General features: G+C 67.8%; 17 protein-coding genes. 14 read left to right on the top strand and 3 right to left on the bottom strand.

Going from position 1 to position 19,185, the window contains the following annotated elements:
* Positions 1–37: 37 nt before the first annotated feature.
* On the bottom strand, positions 38–2,119 hold the full coding sequence (locus ACFQ4H_RS04070; RefSeq protein ID WP_377567086.1) for a multicopper oxidase family protein: 2,082 nt from the start codon (positions 2,117–2,119) through the stop codon (positions 38–40).
* A gap of 268 nt (positions 2,120–2,387) precedes the next feature.
* Here ACFQ4H_RS04070 and recD2 point away from each other — a divergent pair, with 268 nt between their 5' ends.
* From recD2 to ACFQ4H_RS04020, 10 genes are all read left to right on the top strand, one after another.
* Positions 2,388–4,610, top strand: coding sequence for an SF1B family DNA helicase RecD2 (gene recD2, locus ACFQ4H_RS04065; protein ID WP_449289016.1), 2,223 nt, complete (start codon positions 2,388–2,390; stop codon positions 4,608–4,610).
* Between the two features lie 210 nt (positions 4,611–4,820).
* Positions 4,821–6,041: a hypothetical protein gene (locus ACFQ4H_RS04060; protein ID WP_377567082.1), complete on the top strand. Its 1,221-nt coding sequence runs from the start codon at positions 4,821–4,823 to the stop codon at positions 6,039–6,041.
* A gap of 79 nt (positions 6,042–6,120) precedes the next feature.
* The gene (locus ACFQ4H_RS04055) at positions 6,121–8,454 is read left to right on the top strand and encodes an FdhF/YdeP family oxidoreductase (protein WP_377567080.1); all 2,334 of its coding nucleotides are present in this window, start codon (positions 6,121–6,123) and stop codon (positions 8,452–8,454) included.
* 57 nt (positions 8,455–8,511) lie between these two features.
* Positions 8,512–9,303: a CdiA C-terminal domain-containing protein gene (locus ACFQ4H_RS04050; protein ID WP_377567078.1), complete on the top strand. Its 792-nt coding sequence runs from the start codon at positions 8,512–8,514 to the stop codon at positions 9,301–9,303.
* A complete protein-coding gene (locus ACFQ4H_RS04045) occupies positions 9,303–9,755 on the top strand; it encodes a SitI3 family protein (RefSeq protein ID WP_377567076.1) in 453 nt (150 codons plus the stop codon). Before ACFQ4H_RS04050 ends, ACFQ4H_RS04045 begins: the two co-directional genes overlap by 1 nt.
* Positions 9,756–10,175: 420 nt before the next feature.
* A complete protein-coding gene (locus ACFQ4H_RS04040) occupies positions 10,176–10,607 on the top strand; it encodes a DUF2975 domain-containing protein (RefSeq protein WP_377567074.1) in 432 nt (143 codons plus the stop codon).
* Positions 10,607–10,813, top strand: a complete 207-nt coding sequence (locus tag ACFQ4H_RS04035; RefSeq protein ID WP_120783492.1) for a helix-turn-helix domain-containing protein — start codon at positions 10,607–10,609, stop codon at positions 10,811–10,813. The genes ACFQ4H_RS04040 and ACFQ4H_RS04035 overlap by 1 nt, the downstream gene beginning before the upstream one ends.
* Positions 10,810–10,971, top strand: coding sequence for a hypothetical protein (locus ACFQ4H_RS04030; protein ID WP_377567073.1), 162 nt, complete (start codon positions 10,810–10,812; stop codon positions 10,969–10,971). The genes ACFQ4H_RS04035 and ACFQ4H_RS04030 overlap by 4 nt, the downstream gene beginning before the upstream one ends.
* Before the next feature lie 7 nt (positions 10,972–10,978).
* Positions 10,979–11,314 (top strand): hypothetical protein, encoded by a 336-nt coding sequence (locus tag ACFQ4H_RS04025; protein ID WP_377567071.1) that lies wholly within the window; start codon positions 10,979–10,981, stop codon positions 11,312–11,314.
* Between the two features lie 97 nt (positions 11,315–11,411).
* Positions 11,412–11,822 carry a VOC family protein gene (locus ACFQ4H_RS04020; RefSeq protein WP_377567069.1) on the top strand — a complete coding sequence of 137 codons (411 nt, stop codon included), beginning with the start codon at positions 11,412–11,414 and terminating at the stop codon, positions 11,820–11,822.
* An 84-nt stretch (positions 11,823–11,906) separates the two neighbouring features.
* Here ACFQ4H_RS04020 and ACFQ4H_RS04015 read toward each other — a convergent pair whose 3' ends face one another.
* Positions 11,907–13,169 (bottom strand): glycoside hydrolase family protein, encoded by a 1,263-nt coding sequence (locus ACFQ4H_RS04015; RefSeq protein ID WP_377567067.1) that lies wholly within the window; start codon positions 13,167–13,169, stop codon positions 11,907–11,909.
* Positions 13,170–13,269: 100 nt separating this feature from the next.
* Positions 13,270–13,884: a class I SAM-dependent methyltransferase gene (locus ACFQ4H_RS04010; RefSeq protein ID WP_377567065.1), complete on the bottom strand. Its 615-nt coding sequence runs from the start codon at positions 13,882–13,884 to the stop codon at positions 13,270–13,272.
* Positions 13,885–14,015: 131 nt separating this feature from the next.
* On the opposite strand from ACFQ4H_RS04010, the gene ACFQ4H_RS04005 reads away from it, so the two are divergent.
* The 4 genes from ACFQ4H_RS04005 (at position 14,016) to ACFQ4H_RS03990 (ending at position 17,874) form a co-directional block, all read left to right on the top strand.
* Complete coding sequence (locus ACFQ4H_RS04005) at positions 14,016–15,206, top strand: sensor histidine kinase (RefSeq protein ID WP_377567063.1); 1,191 nt, start codon at positions 14,016–14,018, stop codon at positions 15,204–15,206.
* Positions 15,203–15,895, top strand: a complete 693-nt coding sequence (locus ACFQ4H_RS04000; protein ID WP_377567061.1) for a response regulator — start codon at positions 15,203–15,205, stop codon at positions 15,893–15,895. Before ACFQ4H_RS04005 ends, ACFQ4H_RS04000 begins: the two co-directional genes overlap by 4 nt.
* 82 nt (positions 15,896–15,977) lie before the next feature.
* Positions 15,978–16,712, top strand: coding sequence for a DedA family protein (locus ACFQ4H_RS03995; RefSeq protein ID WP_377567059.1), 735 nt, complete (start codon positions 15,978–15,980; stop codon positions 16,710–16,712).
* Positions 16,696–17,874, top strand: coding sequence for an ankyrin repeat domain-containing protein (locus tag ACFQ4H_RS03990; protein ID WP_377567057.1), 1,179 nt, complete (start codon positions 16,696–16,698; stop codon positions 17,872–17,874). Before ACFQ4H_RS03995 ends, ACFQ4H_RS03990 begins: the two co-directional genes overlap by 17 nt.
* The last annotated feature ends 1,311 nt before the right edge of the window (positions 17,875–19,185 follow it).

Below are 19,185 nucleotides of genomic sequence, written 5' to 3'. Positions count from 1 at the left end.
ATCAGCGCTCATCGGGTCATCAACGTTCGTCAGGTCATCAACGTTCGTCGGGTCGGACCCGTTCCGCGATGATCCGTTCCCGCCTGGTCAGGACGACCCCACCGAGCGCGGCCGTCGCCAACAGTCCCGCGCCCACCACACCGAGCGACGGGGAACCGTCGGCGCGCGCGCCGCCGTCCCCGGTCGGGACCCCGCCAATGGGTGGGCTACCCACGACGTACGGCAGCATCATCTCGTTGTCCTCGTGTTCGAGGATGTGGCAGTGCCAGACGGACCGGCCCGGCAGGTCGAACCTGACCTTCACCCGGGTACGTTCACCGGGCAGGGCCACCACCACGTCCTTGAAGCCGCTCTCCCAGCTCTCCGGGGGCTGTCGACCGTCACGTCCCCGGCCGATCACCTGGAACTGCACCTGGTGGATGTGGATCGGATGGGCATCCGGGCTGAAGTTGCGGAACTCCCAGATCTCGGTCGCCCCCACGGCCGGGGTCTCGGTGACGGTATCGCCCCACCGCCTCGGCACCCGCACGTCGTTCACGTCCACCTGACCGAGCAGGTGCCTGACTATCCCGGCGCCGGGAACCTCTGACCGCACCACGTTGATCGACAGTCGACGGATGGACTCGGCCGGGCCGAGTGGGACGAAGTCCGGCAGTTCGAGCTGGTCGGGCGGGACGGTGGTGTCCTCCTGTTCCCAGGGCCCGACCAGGAACTTCATCACCTGACCGGTGGTGCCCCGGTCGGCCGGGTCGTAGTCCTCGCCCGGCTCGCCCCCGCCGTAGTGCCCGTCCGGTCCCTCGTTGACCAGATACAGCTCGGTGCCCTCCGGTATCCCGGTGAAGTCGACGATGACGTCGACCCGCTCGCCGTTGGCGACCGGCAGCCGCGAGTGCTGGACCGGTTCGGGCAGGAAGCCACCGTCACTGCCGATCTGCCACAGCGACAGGGCCATGCCGGCCCGGCGGGCGGTCGGGTTCGCGGTGATCTTCAGGGACAGGAACCGGGAGTTGCAGCCGTTGAGGATGCGCAGTCGGTACCGGCGGGGCTCGACCTTGAGCACCGGCCAGGTACGACCGTTGACCAGCATCGTGTCGCCCACGTACATCGAGTTCCACACCGGGGGTACGTCGCTGTCCGGGATGTACGGGCCGTCGAACCCGGGGATCTCGGCCCGATCCGGGTAGTACAGGGAGCCGTCGGCGTTGAACGTACGGTCCTGGATGATCATCGGAATCTCGTAGTGCCGACCGTCCGGGTCCGACGCGGGTGCGGGCAGCACACCGGCCGGCAGGTCGGACGATCCGCCGCGCAGCAGGTAGAACCCGATCGGCCCGGCGTAGACGTTCAGCCTGGTCAGGCCGAGGGCGTGGTCGTGGTACCACAGCGCCGTCGCCCGCTGCCGGTTGTCGTACTGGTAGGTCGCCGAGCCGGGCTGCCACTTCAGGCCGTGCCGCCGCTCGCACTTGGCCCCGAACTCGTCGTAGTACGAGCCGACGGTGGCGCATCCCCGGGGGAGGTTCTTCGCGACCGGCAGGTACCACGCCTCCGGATAGCCGTCGGCCTCCTCTTCGACGTGTGCGCCGTGCAGGTGGGTGACGATCGGCACCGGGCCGGTGTACCGGCCGGGTGTCGAGGTGTAGGCCACGTGACGATCCCGGCCGACTGTCCCGCCACCCGGATTCGCCCAGTGCAGGGTGGGGTCGACCGGCAGCAGGTGGGGCAGGAACCGGCCGTTGGCGTCGACGAGTTCGTTCGCCCAGGTGATCCGTACGGGACGATCCACCCGGGCCTCGACGGTGCAGGCGGGATAGCTGAAGGTCCAGGGGTGGTCCGGCGAGCCGTACCCCCAGACGGTCGTGCTCGGACAGCCGGGCGGGAGCACCTGCTGCCGGAACTGCCGCACGCTGATCGCGTATTCGTCGACGGCCTGCCGGGACGCCTTCCTGACCTGCGGCATCACCGGCGGAATCATCAGTTCGGTGACGTACTTCGGGATGGACCGGGGGTCCAGGCGGGCGACGCCCCTCGACGACGCCGGTGCCCGCTGGCTACCCGGTGGCAGCAGCAGGACGGCACCGCCGACGGCGCCCGCCACGAGCAGTTTCCTCCGCGCAATCATCTCTTCCCACCTTCTGCCGCTGATAGGCATATTTGGTGCAGTCGACCTAGCTCACGCGCGTCTTGCCCGAGTTGGGCGAATTTTTCGGGTTGACACTAACCGAGGAAAACTCGCAGGCACTCCCGTTGGCGACTAATTGCCCCGATAGCCTGAATCCAGCCACGAAGTGGTCGGGCCGACCACAACCGGGCTTCCAGCCGGCAGCCTGCCGGCCCGGCCTCGGCGACGGCTGCTGCATGATGTTGCAGTGACCGCGACAGGATCTTCCGTGGCTCCCGTGGGCCGTCCACCCGGCGCAGTGCTGGAGGCGGTACTGGAACGAATCACCTACGCCAACGAGGAGACCGGCTACACGATCGCCCGCGTCGCCACCGACCGCAGCGGCACGGACCTGCTCACCGTCGTCGGCTCGCTGCTCGGCGTACAACCCGGCGAGAGCGTACGGCTGATCGGCCGCTGGGGCTCCCACCCCAGGTACGGCCGACAGTTCGAGGTGTTCTCGTACACCACCGTGCTGCCGGCGACCATCCAGGGCATCGAGCGCTACCTCGGCTCCGGGCTGATCAAGGGCATCGGCCCGAAGATGGCCGCCCGGATCGTGGAGCACTTCGGCACCGACACCCTCCAGGTGATCGAGGAGCAGGCCGACCGCCTGGTCGAGGTGCCGGGACTGGGGCCGAAACGTACCAAGATGATCGCCGTGGCCTGGGAGGAGCAGAAGGCCATCAAGGAGGTGATGGTCTTCCTCCAGGGCGTCGGCGTCTCCACCTCACTGGCGGTACGGATCTACAAGAAGTACGGCGACGGCTCCATCTCGATCGTCAGGAACGAGCCGTACCGACTGGCGTCGGACGTGTGGGGCATCGGCTTCAAGACCGCCGACACCATCGCCCAGGCGGTGGGCATCCCGCACGACAGTCCACAGCGCGTACAGGCCGGCATCCAGTACACCCTGTCCGAGGCCGCCGACAACGGTCACTGCTACCTGCCCGAACCGAACCTCCTCGCCGACGCCGCCGAGATCCTCAAGGTACCCAAGGAACTGGTCCAGACCTGCCTGACGGAACTCGTCGCCGCCGAAGGAGTGGTACGTGAGCAGGTCCCCAACGCCAGCACCGAGGGCGGGGTCATCCCGGCGGTCTATCTCGTACCGTTCCATCGGGCCGAATGTTCGCTGGCCGGCAGCCTGCTCCGACTGCTGAAGTCCAGTCAGGACCGGATGCCGGCATTCGGCGACGTGGACTGGACCAGGGCGTTGGCCTGGCTGCGTACCCGGACCGGCGCGGACCTGGCCGACGAGCAGGAACAGGCGGTACGGCTGGCGCTCACCTCGAAGGTCGCGGTACTCACCGGCGGCCCCGGCTGCGGCAAGTCGTTCACCGTCAAGTCCATCATCACCCTGGCTGCGGCGAAACAGGCGAAAATCGTGCTGGCCGCGCCCACCGGTCGGGCCGCCAAGCGGATGACCGAACTGACCGGGCATCCGGCGGCCACCGTACACCGACTGTTGAAGCTGCGCCCCGGCGGCGACCCGAGCCACGACCGGGACAACCCGATCGACGCCGACCTGATCGTGGTCGACGAGGCGTCGATGCTCGACCTGATCCTGGCCAACAAGCTGATCAAGGCGGTCGCCCCCGGGGCCCACCTGCTGCTCGTCGGGGACGTCGACCAACTGCCGTCGGTCGGCGCGGGCGAGGTCCTGCGTGACGTCCTCGCCGCCGAGACCATTCCCCGGGTACGCCTGACGAAGATCTTCCGGCAGGCGCAGGAGTCCGGGGTGGTGGTCAACGCCCACCGGATCAACGCCGGCCAGGCCCCCGCGATCGGCACCTACCCCGACTTCTTCCTGTTCCCGGTGGACGACCCCGAGGCCACCAGCGAGTTGGTCGTGGACATCGTCGCCCGGCGGGTACCCCGCAAGTTCAAGCTGCACCCGCGCGACATCCAGGTGCTCACCCCCATGCACCGGGGACCGGCCGGGGCCGGCAACCTCAACATCACCCTGCAACAGGCGCTCGCCCCGCACCGGGAGGGCATGCCCGAACGACGGCAGGGCGCCCGGGTCTTCCGGGTCGGTGACAAGGTCATCCAGATCCGCAACAACTACGACAAGGGCGTCGCCGGGGTCTTCAACGGCACCGTCGGTGTCGTCACCGCACTGTCCACCGACGACCAGCAGCTCACCGTACGCACCGACGAGGACGAGGACATCCCGTACGACTTCGACGAACTCGACGAGTTGCAGCACGCGTACGCCATCACGGTGCACCGCTCACAGGGCAGCGAGTATCCGGCCGTCGTCATCCCGATGACGATGAGTTCCTACACGTTGCTGCAACGCAACCTGCTCTACACCGCCGTCACCCGGGCGAAGAAACTCGTCGTACTGGTCGGCTCCCGCAAGGCGATCGCCATCGCCGTCCGTACCGCCGGAACCGGGCGCCGACACACCGCCCTCACCCATCGCCTCACCCCCGATCACGGCTAACGTCGATGCCTGGTTCCGGGCTCTCTGCCCTCGGGTCCGGTGTCGCGCTGTCGAGTTGACAACACCAACGACTCAGCTCGACAGCATGTGGAGGTACCAGGCGTAGGGCAGCCACCGGATGTGCAGAACCGGTCTAGCATTGGCGCGTCCGTCCCTCCTGGCGAAGGGCTGATCCCATTGGCGCAGCCCGTACCTGGGCCATTCACCGGTATGCCCCACCTCGACCCGATCACCGGAATGCTCCGGATCGACCCGGTCACCGGTGCACCCCTGATCCAGTCGCCGTACCCGGCGTTGGCCCGGGCACGCGGCGAATGGCACGTCGCCCGGAAACGACTCGACGCCCTATGTCCCACCACCGAGGAACGGGCCGCGCTCACGCCCCCACTGCGACGCGAGGCGGTCCTGAAGGTGCTGGATCCGATGTCGACCGAGCTGCACATCCTGATCGTGGTGCCGATCGGTGCTCTGCTGCTCGGCATGCCCTATCTTCTGGCGCTGCTCGGCGGTGCCGCGCTCACCATCGGCAACCTGGCCCTGCTCTACGTGCTCTACCTGCCGTGCCTGGTCGTCTCCATCGTGGCGGCGTTCGCGGGTGTCTCCGGCCTGGTCATCCTGGGCGAGGATCGTCCCCGGTGGTTCCAGTACGCGATAGCGCTCAGCGCGGCTTCCGCCGTCACCATCGGCATGGCCACCTTCTGGCTCTACCTGGACAACCAGGCCACGTTCCTGCTGAGCCTCTTCTCGGCGCTGTTGGTCGTCCTGGTCACCATCGTCATCTTCCTCGCTGACATCCCGTTCGCCGAGGCCCGCAAGCGACGCCAGTTGGGCATGCTGGGCGTCGACCACATCGCCGCACTGCTGCTGCTGGAGGAGTGGGAGACGCTGGTCGCCCACCGACGGCGTTGGCGTACGCCGACCGGCCGCCGAGAGCTGTCGAAGGCCCTGGCCCGGCTGGCACATTCGGCGTCCACACGACTGGAAAGATGTGTACGCGCCAATGGTGGCCGTACGGCGGACCGGCGGTGGGCAGCGGACCTCGCCTGGCACCTGGGCCGTACGATCACCGAGCACCGCAGTCGCCTGCTGCGGATGGACCTGCACCCGCAGTACGCCGAACTCCTGGCCGAGGTGCGGGAGCAGACGGTGATGCTGTGCCGGGGCGACTGGTCGACGATCGACGGCGGCATCGACACGCAGGGCCGACCCAGTCTGCTGCGCCGGCTCGGCCGGTTCGGCGTACCGGTGGTGCTGCTGGGCATGGCTGTCGGCATCGGCTACCTGCCGGGCTTCGCCCTCCCACCGGACACGCTGTTCACCGTCCGGCTCAGCCTCGTCGTCCCGGCGGTGCTCAGCCTGCTGCCGATCAGACCGGCCAGTCAGGAGTCGCTGGCGTCGGCCATGCGCGACGCCCTGGGCTTCATGAGGTGATCCCCGGAGCGGCCGGGCCACGCAGCTCGTGGCACGCCGACCGTGGCGCTCAGGGCCCTGGCTGTCGGAGACTGTCCACATGACGCGCAAGCCCCCGGTCGAGGACCCGCAGGACGACCAACTCAAGGTCGGACCACCAATGAGGCAGGCCGCCGGGCTTCCTGCGGTGGTCTCCTCGGTCCGGCACGGCGTCGCGCAGATGGGGGTCACCCGGACCGCGCTCACCCTGCTGCGGGTCAACCAGGCCGACGGCTTCGACTGCCCCGGCTGCGCATGGCCCGAGCCGGACGGCAGACAACGGCACGTCGCCGAGTTCTGCGAGAACGGCGCGAAGGCGGTGGCGGAGGAGGCCACCCTGCGTCGGGTGACCCCGGAGTTCTTCGCCCGACACCCGGTCTCGGAACTGGCCACCAAGAGTGACTACTGGCTGGGCCAGCAGGGGCGGCTCACCGAGCCGGTGGTCAAGCGCCCCGGTAGCGACCACTACCAGCCGATCGACTGGGACGAGGCGTACGACCTGGTGGCCGAGGCGCTTCGCGGGCTCGACTCCCCCGACGAGGCGATCTTCTACACCTCGGGCCGGACCAGCAACGAGGCCGCCTTCCTCTACCAACTCCTGGTTCGGGCGTACGGCACCAACAACCTGCCGGACTGCTCCAACATGTGTCACGAGTCCAGCGGCTCGGCGCTGATCGAAACGATCGGCATCGGCAAGGGCAGCGTCTCCCTCGACGACATCCACACCGCCGACCTGATCATGGTGGTCGGGCAGAACCCGGGCACCAACCACCCCCGGATGTTGATGGCGCTGGAACGGGCCAAGCGCAACGGGGCACGAATCGTCGCGGTCAACCCACTGCCCGAGGCGGGACTGGTCCGGTTCAACAACCCGCAGACGGCCTCCGGTCTGCTGGGCCGGGGCACGACCCTGGCCGACCGGTACTGCCAGATCCGGATCAACGGTGACCTGGCCTTCTTCCAGGCGCTCGGTCGGCTGCTGCTCGACGCCGAGCAGGCCGCGCCCGGCACGGTGCTGGACCACGAGTTCATCGCCGAGCACTGCCACGGCTTCGAGGCGTACGCCGCGCACCTGGCCGAACTGTCCTGGGCCGATGTCGCCGAGGCGACCGGGCTGGCCCGCGAGGAGATCGAGCAGGTGCACCGGCTCGTGCTCGGCTCCCGGCGCATCGTCGTCTGCTGGGCGATGGGGCTCACCCAGCACCGCAACTCCGTACCGACGATCCGGGAGATCGTCAACTTCCTGCTGCTCCGGGGCAACATCGGCCGCCCCGGCGCGGGGGTGTGTCCGGTACGGGGGCACAGCAACGTCCAGGGTGACCGGACGATGGGCATCAACGAGAAGCCGCCCGCGGCGTTCCTCGACGCCATCGAGCGGGAGTTCGGTTTCGCCCCGCCCCGGGGGCACGGCTACGACGTGGTCGAGGCGATCCGGGCGATGCGGGACGGCCGGGCATCCGTGTTCTTCGCCGTGGGGGGCAACTTCGTACGGGCCACCCCGGACACGGACGTGACCCGGGCGGCACTACGCCGGTGCGCGCTGACCGTGCAGGTGTCGACCAAGCTCAACGGCTCACACGCGGCCGTCGGCGAGACCGCGCTGATCCTGCCCACGCTGGGACGTACCGAGCGGGACGTACAGGCCGGCGGACAGCAGTTCGTCACGGTCGAGGATTCGATGAGCATGGTGCACGCGTCCCGGGGTCGGCTGGCCCCGGCGCACGAGGCGCTGCGCTCCGAGGTCTCGATCGTGTGCGAACTGGCCGAACGGGTGCTGGGTGATCGGGTGTCGGTCCCGTGGCGGGAACTCGCCGGCGACTACGACCTGATCCGGGACCGGATCGCCCGGGTGGTTCCGGGGTTCACGGACTTCAACTCCCGGGTACGCCAGCCCGGTGGGTTCCAGCTCCCCCATGGCCCCCGGGACAGCCGTACCTTCGGCACCGTCACCGGTCGTGCCATGTTCACCGCCAACCACCTCGACGTACTCCGGGTGCCGCCGGGCCGGCTGATCCTGCAGACCGTACGGTCGCACGACCAGTACAACACCACGGTGTACGGATTGGACGACCGCTACCGGGGCGTGACCGGCGGTCGGCGGGTGGTCTTCGTCAACCCGGACGACCTCGCCGAACGCGGTTTCGCCGATGGTGCGTACGTCGATCTGGTCAGCGAGTGGCCGGATGGCGCGGGTGGGGTCCAGGAGCGTCGCGCTCCGCGCTTCCGGGTGGTCGCCTATCCCACCGCACCGGGTTGCGCGGCGGCGTACTTCCCCGAGGCGAACGTCCTCGTGCCGTTGGACTCGACCGCCGAAATCAGCAACACCCCGGCCTCCAAGTCCGTCGTGGTACGTCTCGAGCCCGCCGGACCGGAAAGATCACCTGCCGGAAAATGACACTTCCTTTCCTGATCGACGCTTCTAAATTGCATTTGTCGATGACATAGTGGATCGGTGAGCCTCGGCGAGGTCGGCGCGGAGTTACGGCGGCTGATCGAGCGGCTCGCCATTGCCCGGGACGAGATTGCCGCCTCCAACAAGGCACTGGCCGAGTCCCGTACGCTGCTGCGTGGCCTGACCCGCGGCAGCGCCCACCCGCAGGTGATCCGGGCGCTCGCCCAGCATCAGGCCACCGGCGACCGACTGGACAACGCCGACGATCTGCTCTCGGAAGCCGCATCAGCGATCATCAAATACGCCGCGTTGCTCGGCATCCCGCTGACGTCCTCCGGCGCGCCACCGGAGCAGGCGGATTCCTCGGCGGGTGCCCGGGCCGACCGACGGCAGCAGGCCCGAGCAGGCCCGCTGACCAGACCCTCGCTGCCGCCCGACGACAACCGTCTTCCGTCCGGGAATCCGACCGAGGTGCACCCAACCCGGAACAAGGACCGTGGCAAACGGCGGGAAAACGAGTCAGCCATCACATTGGCACGGCATGGCTATCAGATTCAGCAAAACCCGCCAACTCGTTCCAACGGCCGCAACCCCGACTACCTACTCGAGGGTCGGTACTTCGACTGCTACGCGCCGAGTACGACGAACCCGGACGAGATTCGCAAGGAGTTGAGCGAGAAGACCAAGAAAGGGCAGGCGGACCGCTTCATCGTCAACCTCGACGACTGCATCGTCGACGTCGAACAGATCCGGGCTGCCCTCACCCGACGACAGATTACCGATATGCACGAGGTGCTGGCTATCAAAAACGGCCGAATAGTTCAGGTTCATCCCCGACCCGAGGACGGCTGATGGCTGAGGAATATTTTCTCTACAGTTCTGTCGAGGCGTCGCCCGAGGAGGCGATCGACTTCCTCGTAACGGCACTCGACGCGCAGCGCACCGAGATCGGTCTGCTACGTGGCGAGACGCTGACCATGTCCGTACTGGCCGCCGACTCCGACGACGTGGAGCGCGGACTCGGACTCGGCATCGCCGGCACCCGACTGAGCGGACTGATCCGAATCCGGTCGCTGGACCTGGCGCAGGCCGACGACGATCTGCAGGCCGCCATCCGAGCCGTACTCGGCCTGCTGGACCACTACCCCGGTGACGCCGTACTCACCTTCGACTCCTGGATCGTGCTCCGCCGCGTCGGCACCAGCCTGCAACTGAACAGCGACTGGCCCGGCTGGGAAGAGGTGCCCGCACTGCAACCGATCGTCGAGGCGTACGAGATGCGTGCGCTTCCGAAGCGAGCCTGACCGGGCCGCGCTCTGGTAGACCGCCCTTTCGACGATGCGGCCGAACGATCGACCAAGGCGGCGGGCAGGCTTGGCGCCCGACCGAAGCTCTACCCCCTAGCTCCCGCCCGAGGCTCCGGCCCCGCCGGGACGAGTCTGCGCTTCGAAACGGCCGGGAAGGCCGGCGATGGAGACTGTCGAGCTGCCTCGTCTGCGCTCCCACGCCACCACAACGACGCTCCCACCCCACCGCAACGACGCTCCCGCCCCACCACAACGACGCCCGCCCCGCTTACGCGCCCAGCTCGACAGCCTGGGAAACCCTGTCCCGGACACAGAGACCGCCACGAGCAGCCTATTGACTTTCGATAGGTAGCGAGTGATAGTCGATACATGTTGAAGGAGCATCGGGCCGTAGCCCCTCTCAGAGTCTTTCTCGTATTGCTGTTCGGAATCCTGGTCGTGTTCCAGACCCTCTCGCTGCCCGGACAGTTCGCGCACATGGCCAAGGAATCCCCGAACGACGCGCACCTGAGGTGGCCGGCGACCGCCGTGGCGGTGTTCCTGGTGCTGTGCGTCCAGGTGGTGATCGTGGCCACCTGGAAGCTGCTCACCCTGGTCAAGAACGACCGCATCTTCACCGAGGCTTCCCTGAAGTGGGTGGATGCGATCGTGTGGGCGATCTTCGCCGTGTGGGTGGTAGTCCTGAGCGCGTTCCTCTACGTCGGCTTCAACGCAGACGACCCCGGATTACCGATGCTGCTGCTCCTGATCCTGGTTGCTATCACCGTGCTGGGGCTCCTGATGGTGGTCATGCGTGCCCTGCTGCGGCAGGCCACTACGCTGCGGACCGACATGGAAGCGGTGATCTGATGCCCATCGTCGTACGCATCGACGTCGAGCTGGCCAAACGCAAGATGAGCGTCGGCGAGTTCGCCGAGCGGGTCGGGCTCACGCCAGCGAACGTAGCGGTGTTGAAGAACGGTCGCGCCAAAGCTGTTCGGTTCAGCACCCTGGAAGCCATGTGCCGGGTGCTCGAATGCCAGCCCGGTGACCTGCTCGAATGGGTCGATGAATGAGATACTTCTTGGCCATCCTCGCCCTGGCGATCGGCGTCGCCGGCATCGTGTACGGAGGGGCCGACGACTCCCCGGGCCTCCAACTCCTGGGCGTCCTACTCGTCATCGGCGCGATCGTGTTCGGCGTGCGGGCCGCCCGACGCAGCAGGACGCCCTAAGCTGCCGGTGTCACCCTCCATCGGGGATGTCGCGCTCGATGTCCGGCGGGAGCGGCGGTACGGCATCGAGCCGCCCCGGGACGAGGCGGCCTTCCGGCGGATCGAGGCGGAGCTACGGACGGAGTCACCAGAACTGGTCGTCATCCCCGTTGACGACCAGCCGCACACCTTCCAACTCTGGGAACACCCGGGCGGATGGATAGCCAAAAAGACTGCGACTGACGGCTATCAGGTCGTGCTTCGGGTACGCGGCGTGGATCCGCCGGGGGTGCGACTGCACCGGATCACCGATGTCGAGCCCTACCTGCGGGGACGTCGGCAGCTCCTGGCACTGGACGGCTGACCACTGCCCGGAGACCCCCAGCCAGTTGCCGCCACTCTGTCGGTGCGGCGGGATAGCCTGCCGCTGACGTCCGCACTGGCCATTGGGGGTTGCCAAAGTGAGGTTTTCGCCCGTAGTACTCAGTCTGCCCATCGCCGACCGGGGAGCCTCCTACCGGTTCTACCGCGACGGGCTCGGGCTGGAACCCGTCGGCGAGGTTGCCGGAGACGGATATCCGGAGCCGCTACAGTTCGCCCTCAACGAGGGTGTACGAATCATGCTGATCCCCACCGGTGGGTTCGGTTGGGTCATCGGGGACCACAAGGTCGCGGCACCCGGTCAAAGTGAGTGTGTCGTCAGCGTCGACGCCTCGGACCGGGAGGCGGTCGTCGAGTTCATCGAGCGGGCCCGGAGGGCTGGGGGGCGCGTCCTCAGTGAGCCTGAGCAGCAGCCCTGGGGTTTCGTCGGCACGTTCGCCGATCCCGACGGCCACCTCTGGATGGTCAACACCGAAACGCTGCCATCCTGATCCCCTTGCCCTACGTGCAGCTCATACACCACCTGACCAAGTGCGGAAGCCCGGCAAGGCAGGCAACGGATTCACCGACGACTCTCACAGGGGCGAGGTGCAGTGCTGCATACGGTAGCTGAAGTAGCCGTCCCAGGGCGGTGGTGTGCTTCCGGTGCCCGGCTCGGTCGCGAAGTACACGTCCACCCCGGAGTAGTCCCCCGGCCTCTGGTAGGCCAGGCCACCGTAGGCGTCACGTACCAGGCCCGAGTTGTGGTTCCACCTGTATCCGGTCTGGGCACTGGTGATCTGTCCGATGACGGTCCAGGTGCCACCGCCCGTCCAGACATGCACTCCGGGGATCCGGTCGACCTCGATGTTCGCCTGCACCTCGTTGCCGTCGAGCGCTCCGGTGTCCCGGGAGACGAAGAAAACGTCCCTGCTGGCGTCGTAGGTCCAGGAGGCGTTGTGTAGGAACCGGCCCGAGTTGGGCAGGAACGGCTCGGGTGTCAGTCCGGCCGTGGTGATGAACGACCTGGCCCCCAGGACCGGCGCGTTGGCGTTGCTCAGGTTCAGGGTGCGTACGGCGGTGCCCCGGTCGAGACCGTTGCAGGACGGATCCGGGGTGTCCAGGGCGGCGCAGTCCAGTCCGCTGTAGAACAGCAGCATGTTTCCCTGACCGTCGACGCTGGTCACACTGGGTTGGCCGACTCCGTACCCGGCGGGGTTGTAGTCGGGCTCGGTGATGTCGATGATGGGCGAGCCGACGATGGTCCACGGTCCCAGGGGTGAGGTGGCCAGGGCGACACCGACGACGTTGAACCGCCCGTCGGCACCGCCGTCGTCGTTGTCCGCGCCGGTGAAGAACATCGCCCAGGTGTACGTCTGTTGCCCGGTCTGCGGCATCGTGTAGGTGAAGCGCCCGGCGACGACCTCCGGGTCGCAGATGTGGTACGCGGCCCAGCCAGGCGTCGCCGGATGGTAGTTGGGGTCGCCCGGGTTCAGGCGTGGTCGCAGCGCCACCTGGGTCGGACCCCAGTTGTACGACCCGTTCGCCTGCCGGGTGCCGACGTTGAACAGGACATGGTCGTGCGTGGCGGCGACCGCGTTGCCGGCGTTCCGGTCGTACGCCACCCGGTTCGCGCAGTAGTAGATGATCCGCTGGGTGTTGGAGGTCTGGACGATGGATGGCGCGTACTGGTAGTAGCCGGCGCTCTGGTAGCCGGCCTGCCCCGGATACACCCCGTTGGGCAGCGGAACCCCGGACGACGAGACGGTGGCTGTCCACGCGGACGCCGGCAGCGGGGCAAGGGTGGACGCTACGAGGACCACAGCGACGACTACCGACAGACGGCGGATGAGTCTCACGATCTCCCCCTCACGATCGGACCGAGCCACGCGCAATGCTGCCAGCGTCCCGCAAGTTCAAATGGAGACCGGTGGGTCCGGTGCCACCTGGTCCGCGCCATCAGGAGGTCAACGGCCCGGCGTCGGGGTTGAGCGGGCGACGGCAGTGGTAGACCAGGGCCGGTGGCAGGTTGGTCCAGACGGTGCGGCCCACGGTCACCTCGTCGAACGCCCCGGTCAGCAGCGAGTGGAAGCGCCGGGCCGGGCGGGTCGGCAGTGCGTGTCGGTACGCGAAGGTGGTGAAGACTCCGTCGGCGCCGAGCGCCCCGATCACGGCATCGAGGATCGCCCGCTGCCGTCCGGCGGGAAAGGCGGCCCAGGGCAGCCCGCTGATCACCACGTCGGCGGTGACCAACTGGCGTTGCGCCAGCATCTGCCCGAGGTTGGTGGCGTCGGCGCGTACCACCTCGACGGTGGGGTGCCGGCGGGCCAGGTCGGTGGCGAACTTCGGGTTGACCTCGACCGCCAGGTGGTGGCCCCGGCCGGCCAACCGTCGCTGGATCGCCCGGGTGAACACCCCGGTCCCGGGCCCGAGCTCGACCACCAGGGGATGCCCGACCCGGGGCACCGCCGCCGTGATGTCCCGGGCGAGTGTGGACCCGCTGGGCAGTACCGCTCCGGTGGCAAGCGGGTGCCGGATGAACTGCGCAAAGAAGGTCGAGGCATCGCTGATCATGTCCGTCGACGCTAGGCCCGCAACAGTGGGGATGCCTTCGTGCCGGCGGTCGGCGTACCGGCCACCCGGAGGAGACGCAGCGGCCGATGGGAGGGCCGTTGGGGGCACCAACCCCCCGTATGGTTGGCCAGGTGACGGAGGGGCGACGCAGCTGGTGGCCGTACCTGCTGCTCGGGCTGGTCACGGCTGGCTTGGGGCTGACCGGCACCTGGTTCGCCCGTTCCGGGGTAGCTGGCGAGGAGTGGGCGGGGGTCTTCGCGGTTCTCACCGGGCTCGCCCTGGTGGCCGTACGGCGGTGGCCCTGGCCGGTCCTGCTCGCGGAGTCGGCGCTGTTGCTCGTTGCCGGGTTGGTGACCCCGGCCGCCGGAGGCACCACCCAGATCGCCGGAGCGGTGGCGCTGGGATACGTCGCGTACCGGTCCAGTCGCGCCTCGACGGGGGCAGCGTACGCCCTGTTTCTCGGAGCAGTGTCGGCCAACATCCTGACGCAGGTCGAGCTGGCCGCGATCTTGAACATTGCGGGGATGGTCAGCCTGATCGAGCTGGCCGGGATCACCGCTGCACCGGTCGCGTTCGGCCGATATCTGCGGGGCGTGCGGCTTGCGGCGGTAGCTGCTGAGGAGCGTGCCCGGGAGGTGAAGGAGCGTCGCGCGGTGGAGACCCGGGCGGCCCGCCTCGCGGAGCGTACGGCCATCGCCCGGGACCTGCACGACATCGTGGCCCACCACATCGCAGCGATCGCCCTGCGCGCCGGCTCGGCGCGGTACGCCGTCCAGCACACCGGCCAGACCGAGGTGGCGGTGTCCGCCCTCGGTGAGCTGCGCGACACCGCCGGGCAGGTGCTGGACGAGCTGCGGGAACTGCTGGAGGTGCTCCGCGACCCAGATGCCGTCGAATCGGAGGCGGTCGAGTCGGCTGGGCCGCCGGTGGAGCCGGAGCAGGTGATCCGGGACACCGCCCGACGCGTACGCGAGGCGGGCGTCGCGGTCCAGGTGAGCGTCCCGTCCGCGCTGGCCCGGGTGCCGCTGGTGGTGGGGACGACAGCCGCCCGGGTGGTGCAGGAGGCGCTGACCAACACCCTCAAACACGCCGGCCCCGGGGCGATCGCCTCCGTGGACATCCGGGTGGTCGACCGGGCACTGTTGCTGGAGGTGCTGGACAGCGGACCGGTGAAGGAGCGTCCCGTGCTGCCCGCATCCGGTTACGGGCTGGACGGGATGCGGGAACGGGTCGGCCTGCTCGGTGGCAGGCTCACCGCGACGGCCACGGCCAACGGTGGGTGGCGGGTACGTGCCCAACTGCCGATCAGGGAGAACGCATGATCAGGGTGCTCGTGGTCGACGACCAGAAGCTCGTCCGGGCCGGCGTCGGTCTGCTGCTGCGGACGGCCGGTGACTTCGAGGTGGTGGGCGAGGCGGGAGACGGCCACGACGCCGTACGCCTCGCCGAGCGGCTGCGCCCCGACGTGATCCTCATGGATCTGCGGATGCCCCGGGTGGACGGCATCGAGGCGACCCGGCGGATCCTGGACGGGCAGCCGTCCGCCCGGGTGCTGGTGCTGACCACCTTCGCCGACGACGTCAACGTGTACGGCGCGCTCGGCGCGGGCGCGATCGGCTACCTGGTGAAGGACAGTGCACCCGAGGACCTGGTGGATGCCGTACGCCGGGCAGCGCGGGGGGAGGCGCTGCTGTCGCCACCGGTGCTGGCCCGCGTCCTGCGCCGGGCGCTCGCCGCCCATGACCGGGAACGCGAGCCGGACCGGCCGACTGCGGCGCTGCGGCTACTCAGCGCCCGGGAGCAGGAGGTTCTGGCCCTGGTCGGCGCCGGGCTGTCGAACGCGGAGATCGGCACGCGACTGCACCTGGGGATAACCACCGTCAAGACCCACGTGTCCGCCGCGATGGAGAAACTGGAACTGCGCAACCGGGTCCAGGCGGCGGTGCTGGCCCACCGGCTCGGCCTGGTCGACGACGACTTCAACCCCTTGCCGTACGCGGGCAGACCCTAGGGAGACGGTCGGCCACCCGGAGGACCCGGACCGGCCACCGGAAGGACGGCGACGCTACCCCCTGGCGCGGCACGCTGGAGACGTGACTCCCCTGGACTCCCTGCTGCTGGACCGGCTCGGCAGCCTGCCGCCGGGCTACGTCCTGCTGACTGCTGCGGCGGTGCTCGCCGCCGAGGTGGGCCTGCTGGCCGGTGTGGTGCTGCCGGCCGCCACCACCATGTTGACGGTCGGTGTGCTGGCCCGGGCCGGTGACCTCGACCTGGGCGTCACGCTCGCCGTCACCACCGTTGCGGCGTTCGCCGGGGACCAGCTCGGCTACCTGGAGGGGCGGCTGCTCGGGCCCCGGCTCCAGCGCGGTCGACTCGGCCGATGGATCGGGGAACGGCGCTGGCGGCAGGCCGAGACCCTCGTCATGGCTCGTGGCGGGCCGGCGGTGCTGCTCGGCCGCTGGACCGCCGTCGTCCGCACACTGGTACCCCGGGTGGCCGGGGCGGCCGGACTGCCGTACCGACGGTTCGTACTCTTCGACGGGCTGGCGGTGGCGGTCTGGATACCGGGGACGGTGCTGCTCGGCTGGGCGCTGGGTTCGGCTACGACGATGCTGCCGACCGCCGCAGGGGTGCTGGTCGTGGTGATCGCCGCCGGGTATGTCGGCCATCGGGTCCGGCTGCGCCGGACGCTCCGCCCGGGCCCGGTCGGCCGGGCCTGTAGGGGGTCGGTCCGGGCACGCCGCCGGTCGACCAGTGGGCGGTACGGCGGCTGCACCTGCGAGCGTTCGCCGATGTCAATGGTGAGGATTGATGGTTCACGAGATTGATCAGCGCCTCGTCGAGGCGGTAACGGCCGGCAACGAGGCCGCAGTAGCGCAGGCGCTGGCCCGGGGCGCGGACCCGAATGTGCCGGTTGGCCGATTCCGTGGAACCGTGTTGGCCGAGGCCGCGCGCAGTGGCCGGTCCGGCATCGTACGGCTGCTGTTGACCGCCGGTGCCAACGTCGGACCGGCCAATCCCTACGATGCGTCACCACTGCGGGCCGCTGTTGTCGAGGCACACCCCGACGTGGTCCTGTCGCTCGTCGCCCACGGGGCACTCGCGGCGGAACCGGCCAACAGGTCGAGCGTGCTGACGCAGGCGGTGTCCCAAACCGCGTTCCGCCCGACACCGGCGGCTACCGAGACGTTACGAGTGCTGCTAGAGGCGGGCGCAGTCCCTGGGCCGACCGATGAGGCACTGCTCATCACCGCAGTCATGCGACCGGTCGCGCCGGTGGTGCTGCGTCTGCTTCTCGACCACGGCGCGGACGCCAACCAGCAACGGTCGGACGGGACACCGGCGATCGTCGTGGCCGCCCGACGAGGCGATCACGCCACGGTGGACGTACTCCTACAGGCCGGCGCCGACGTCGACGCCTGCGACGCGCAGGGGCGAACAGCGCTGATGCATGCGGTCGAACGCAACGAACGGCGGGTAGTCGCAGCCCTGCTGCTTGCTGGTGCCGCAATCGACATGGTCAGTTCCGACGGTATGACAGCGCTACGACTGGCCCGTGGCTGGCAGCGCCAGAACATCCAGTTCATGCTGGGCGAAAACCAGGTCGGCCTGGACGATATGCCGATCACCCGGACCACCGTACGCATCACCCCAACCAGCGTCCGGCTCACCGGCGACCCGGAGATGTTCCAACTGTTGGCGAGTGTCATCGACATCGCCCTGGACGACCTCGGCGACAACGAGTGGCAGACCCGGACCGGCACGACCGCCGAGGACGCTCAGGGCTTCGCCGTACGGCTGCGCGACGAGGTCGTCCCAGCGGACAACGCGTCCTGGCACCAACTCGACGCGTCTGTGGACGAGATTGCCACCGCACGATCGGCCCTGGTGGAACTCGCGTACGGCACCACACGCGTGATGCCGGACGGCACCGACCGACTGGAGATCGTCGACCTTCTTGAAGAAGTCAACCGGCAACTTGGCCGGTAAGCCGAGGTAGCCACTGCCACAGTTCGGTTCAGCGTCGTCTGGTTCGGGATCATCACCCGGCGGGCCGTCCGACGTGCCACATTCACCCCGACCATACGCCTGACCAGGGCCGTCACCCACCACGTCACCATCTGAAACGCTGACGCCAAGCCGTTTACCTGGACCGTCACCGCCGATGAGATTCTGGCAAGGTCTGCTGGATCCACACTGAGTCCGCAAACTTCTCGTTAGCAACGACAAGTAAAATACGGCATTCTGGCATATCATCCGTAACGAATATTTACCGCATCCCCAAGAAGCGCCCAGTTCAAATCACCCGTCGACATCCCCCATTCGAAATGGGCTACATACCGAAGCGGTAACGAAACGATCAATCCAAACACAATTACGACAAGCAGGAGAAACCAACCACCTGACCACATCGGGAAGCAAGCGAGAGCCAAGGGCATGAGGCGCAAGAACCAGACAGTTAACCGATAGAAGATCGTCCGCCTATAGTTGGGCGGAACACCACCGACCACCTTCGGTTCGACCACAAGAGTCTCCGATCTTCAATTCACTGGCGAGGCTTTCAAAATCAATCCTCTGGACCAGCCCTACTCCAGCAAGGACAGACGGCACTCATTCCACAAAACAAATTGAGGGCGTCACCGTCGATAATCTTCCATCGATCCCATTCCATCGAAGAATCCACCCTTACCGGCACCTACCACACGACTGCCCCCTATCAGTTCCCCTCGTCGATCGCCTTCCCACCGGACATACCGGCATCCGAACGCTTGCAGCTTTACCACAAACTACATAGGGCGTCATGATTCAAGCACGTCAGCCCGGAGTAGATGGCCACCTGACCGTAATCACCACCGAATCTTCTTCTGCCTGCCAGGAGTGGTCAACGCCCGGCCCCCAGACCACGTAATCACCTTGCCTCTGAAGCAGGACAGCCTTTATGGAAAGATCAACTCTAAACACCCCACTAACCAGAATCACCAACGTCGTCCGCAGCTCACCCGTTGACCACTGAGACCGTATCTGCCCCGCAGGATGCACGCCCCATTTTACTTCGAGATCGCCGGTTGCCCGAACGCTCTCTGCCGGTCGCATAAAATGACCAATCAGCCATCCACGGTGGACATCAGCATCCTTGAAAGCATTACCCGAATACCACTCACCTACCACTAGTGTTTCGTGATCCTGATCGGTTTACTTTGAGTTGTTTGCCACGAGTTTCTTGATGTTGGTTTGAACGAGTTGGACTTTGGCGAGGATGTCGTCTGCGGTGGCGGTCCAGGTGAAGGGTCGGGGGTTGGC

Origin of the sequence: Micromonospora sonneratiae, assembly GCF_042679305.1 — a bacterium.
GTDB lineage: Bacteria > Actinomycetota > Actinomycetes > Mycobacteriales > Micromonosporaceae > Micromonospora_H > Micromonospora_H sonneratiae.
This window is presented reverse-complemented; position numbering and strand designations above follow the sequence as displayed.

Coding starts and splice junctions, on each gene's coding strand:
- ACFQ4H_RS04070 (WP_377567086.1), bottom strand. CDS start 2,119: ATGATTGCGCGGAGGAAACTGCTCGTGGCGGGCGCCGTCGGCGGTGCC.
- ACFQ4H_RS04060 (WP_377567082.1), top strand. CDS start 4,821: ATGCCCCACCTCGACCCGATCACCGGAATGCTCCGGATCGACCCGGTC.
- ACFQ4H_RS04055 (WP_377567080.1), top strand. CDS start 6,121: ATGACGCGCAAGCCCCCGGTCGAGGACCCGCAGGACGACCAACTCAAG.
- ACFQ4H_RS04045 (WP_377567076.1), top strand. CDS start 9,303: ATGGCTGAGGAATATTTTCTCTACAGTTCTGTCGAGGCGTCGCCCGAG.
- ACFQ4H_RS04035 (WP_120783492.1), top strand. CDS start 10,607: ATGCCCATCGTCGTACGCATCGACGTCGAGCTGGCCAAACGCAAGATG.
- ACFQ4H_RS04030 (WP_377567073.1), top strand. CDS start 10,810: ATGAGATACTTCTTGGCCATCCTCGCCCTGGCGATCGGCGTCGCCGGC.
- ACFQ4H_RS04010 (WP_377567065.1), bottom strand. CDS start 13,884: ATGATCAGCGATGCCTCGACCTTCTTTGCGCAGTTCATCCGGCACCCG.
- ACFQ4H_RS04000 (WP_377567061.1), top strand. CDS start 15,203: ATGATCAGGGTGCTCGTGGTCGACGACCAGAAGCTCGTCCGGGCCGGC.
- ACFQ4H_RS03990 (WP_377567057.1), top strand. CDS start 16,696: ATGGTTCACGAGATTGATCAGCGCCTCGTCGAGGCGGTAACGGCCGGC.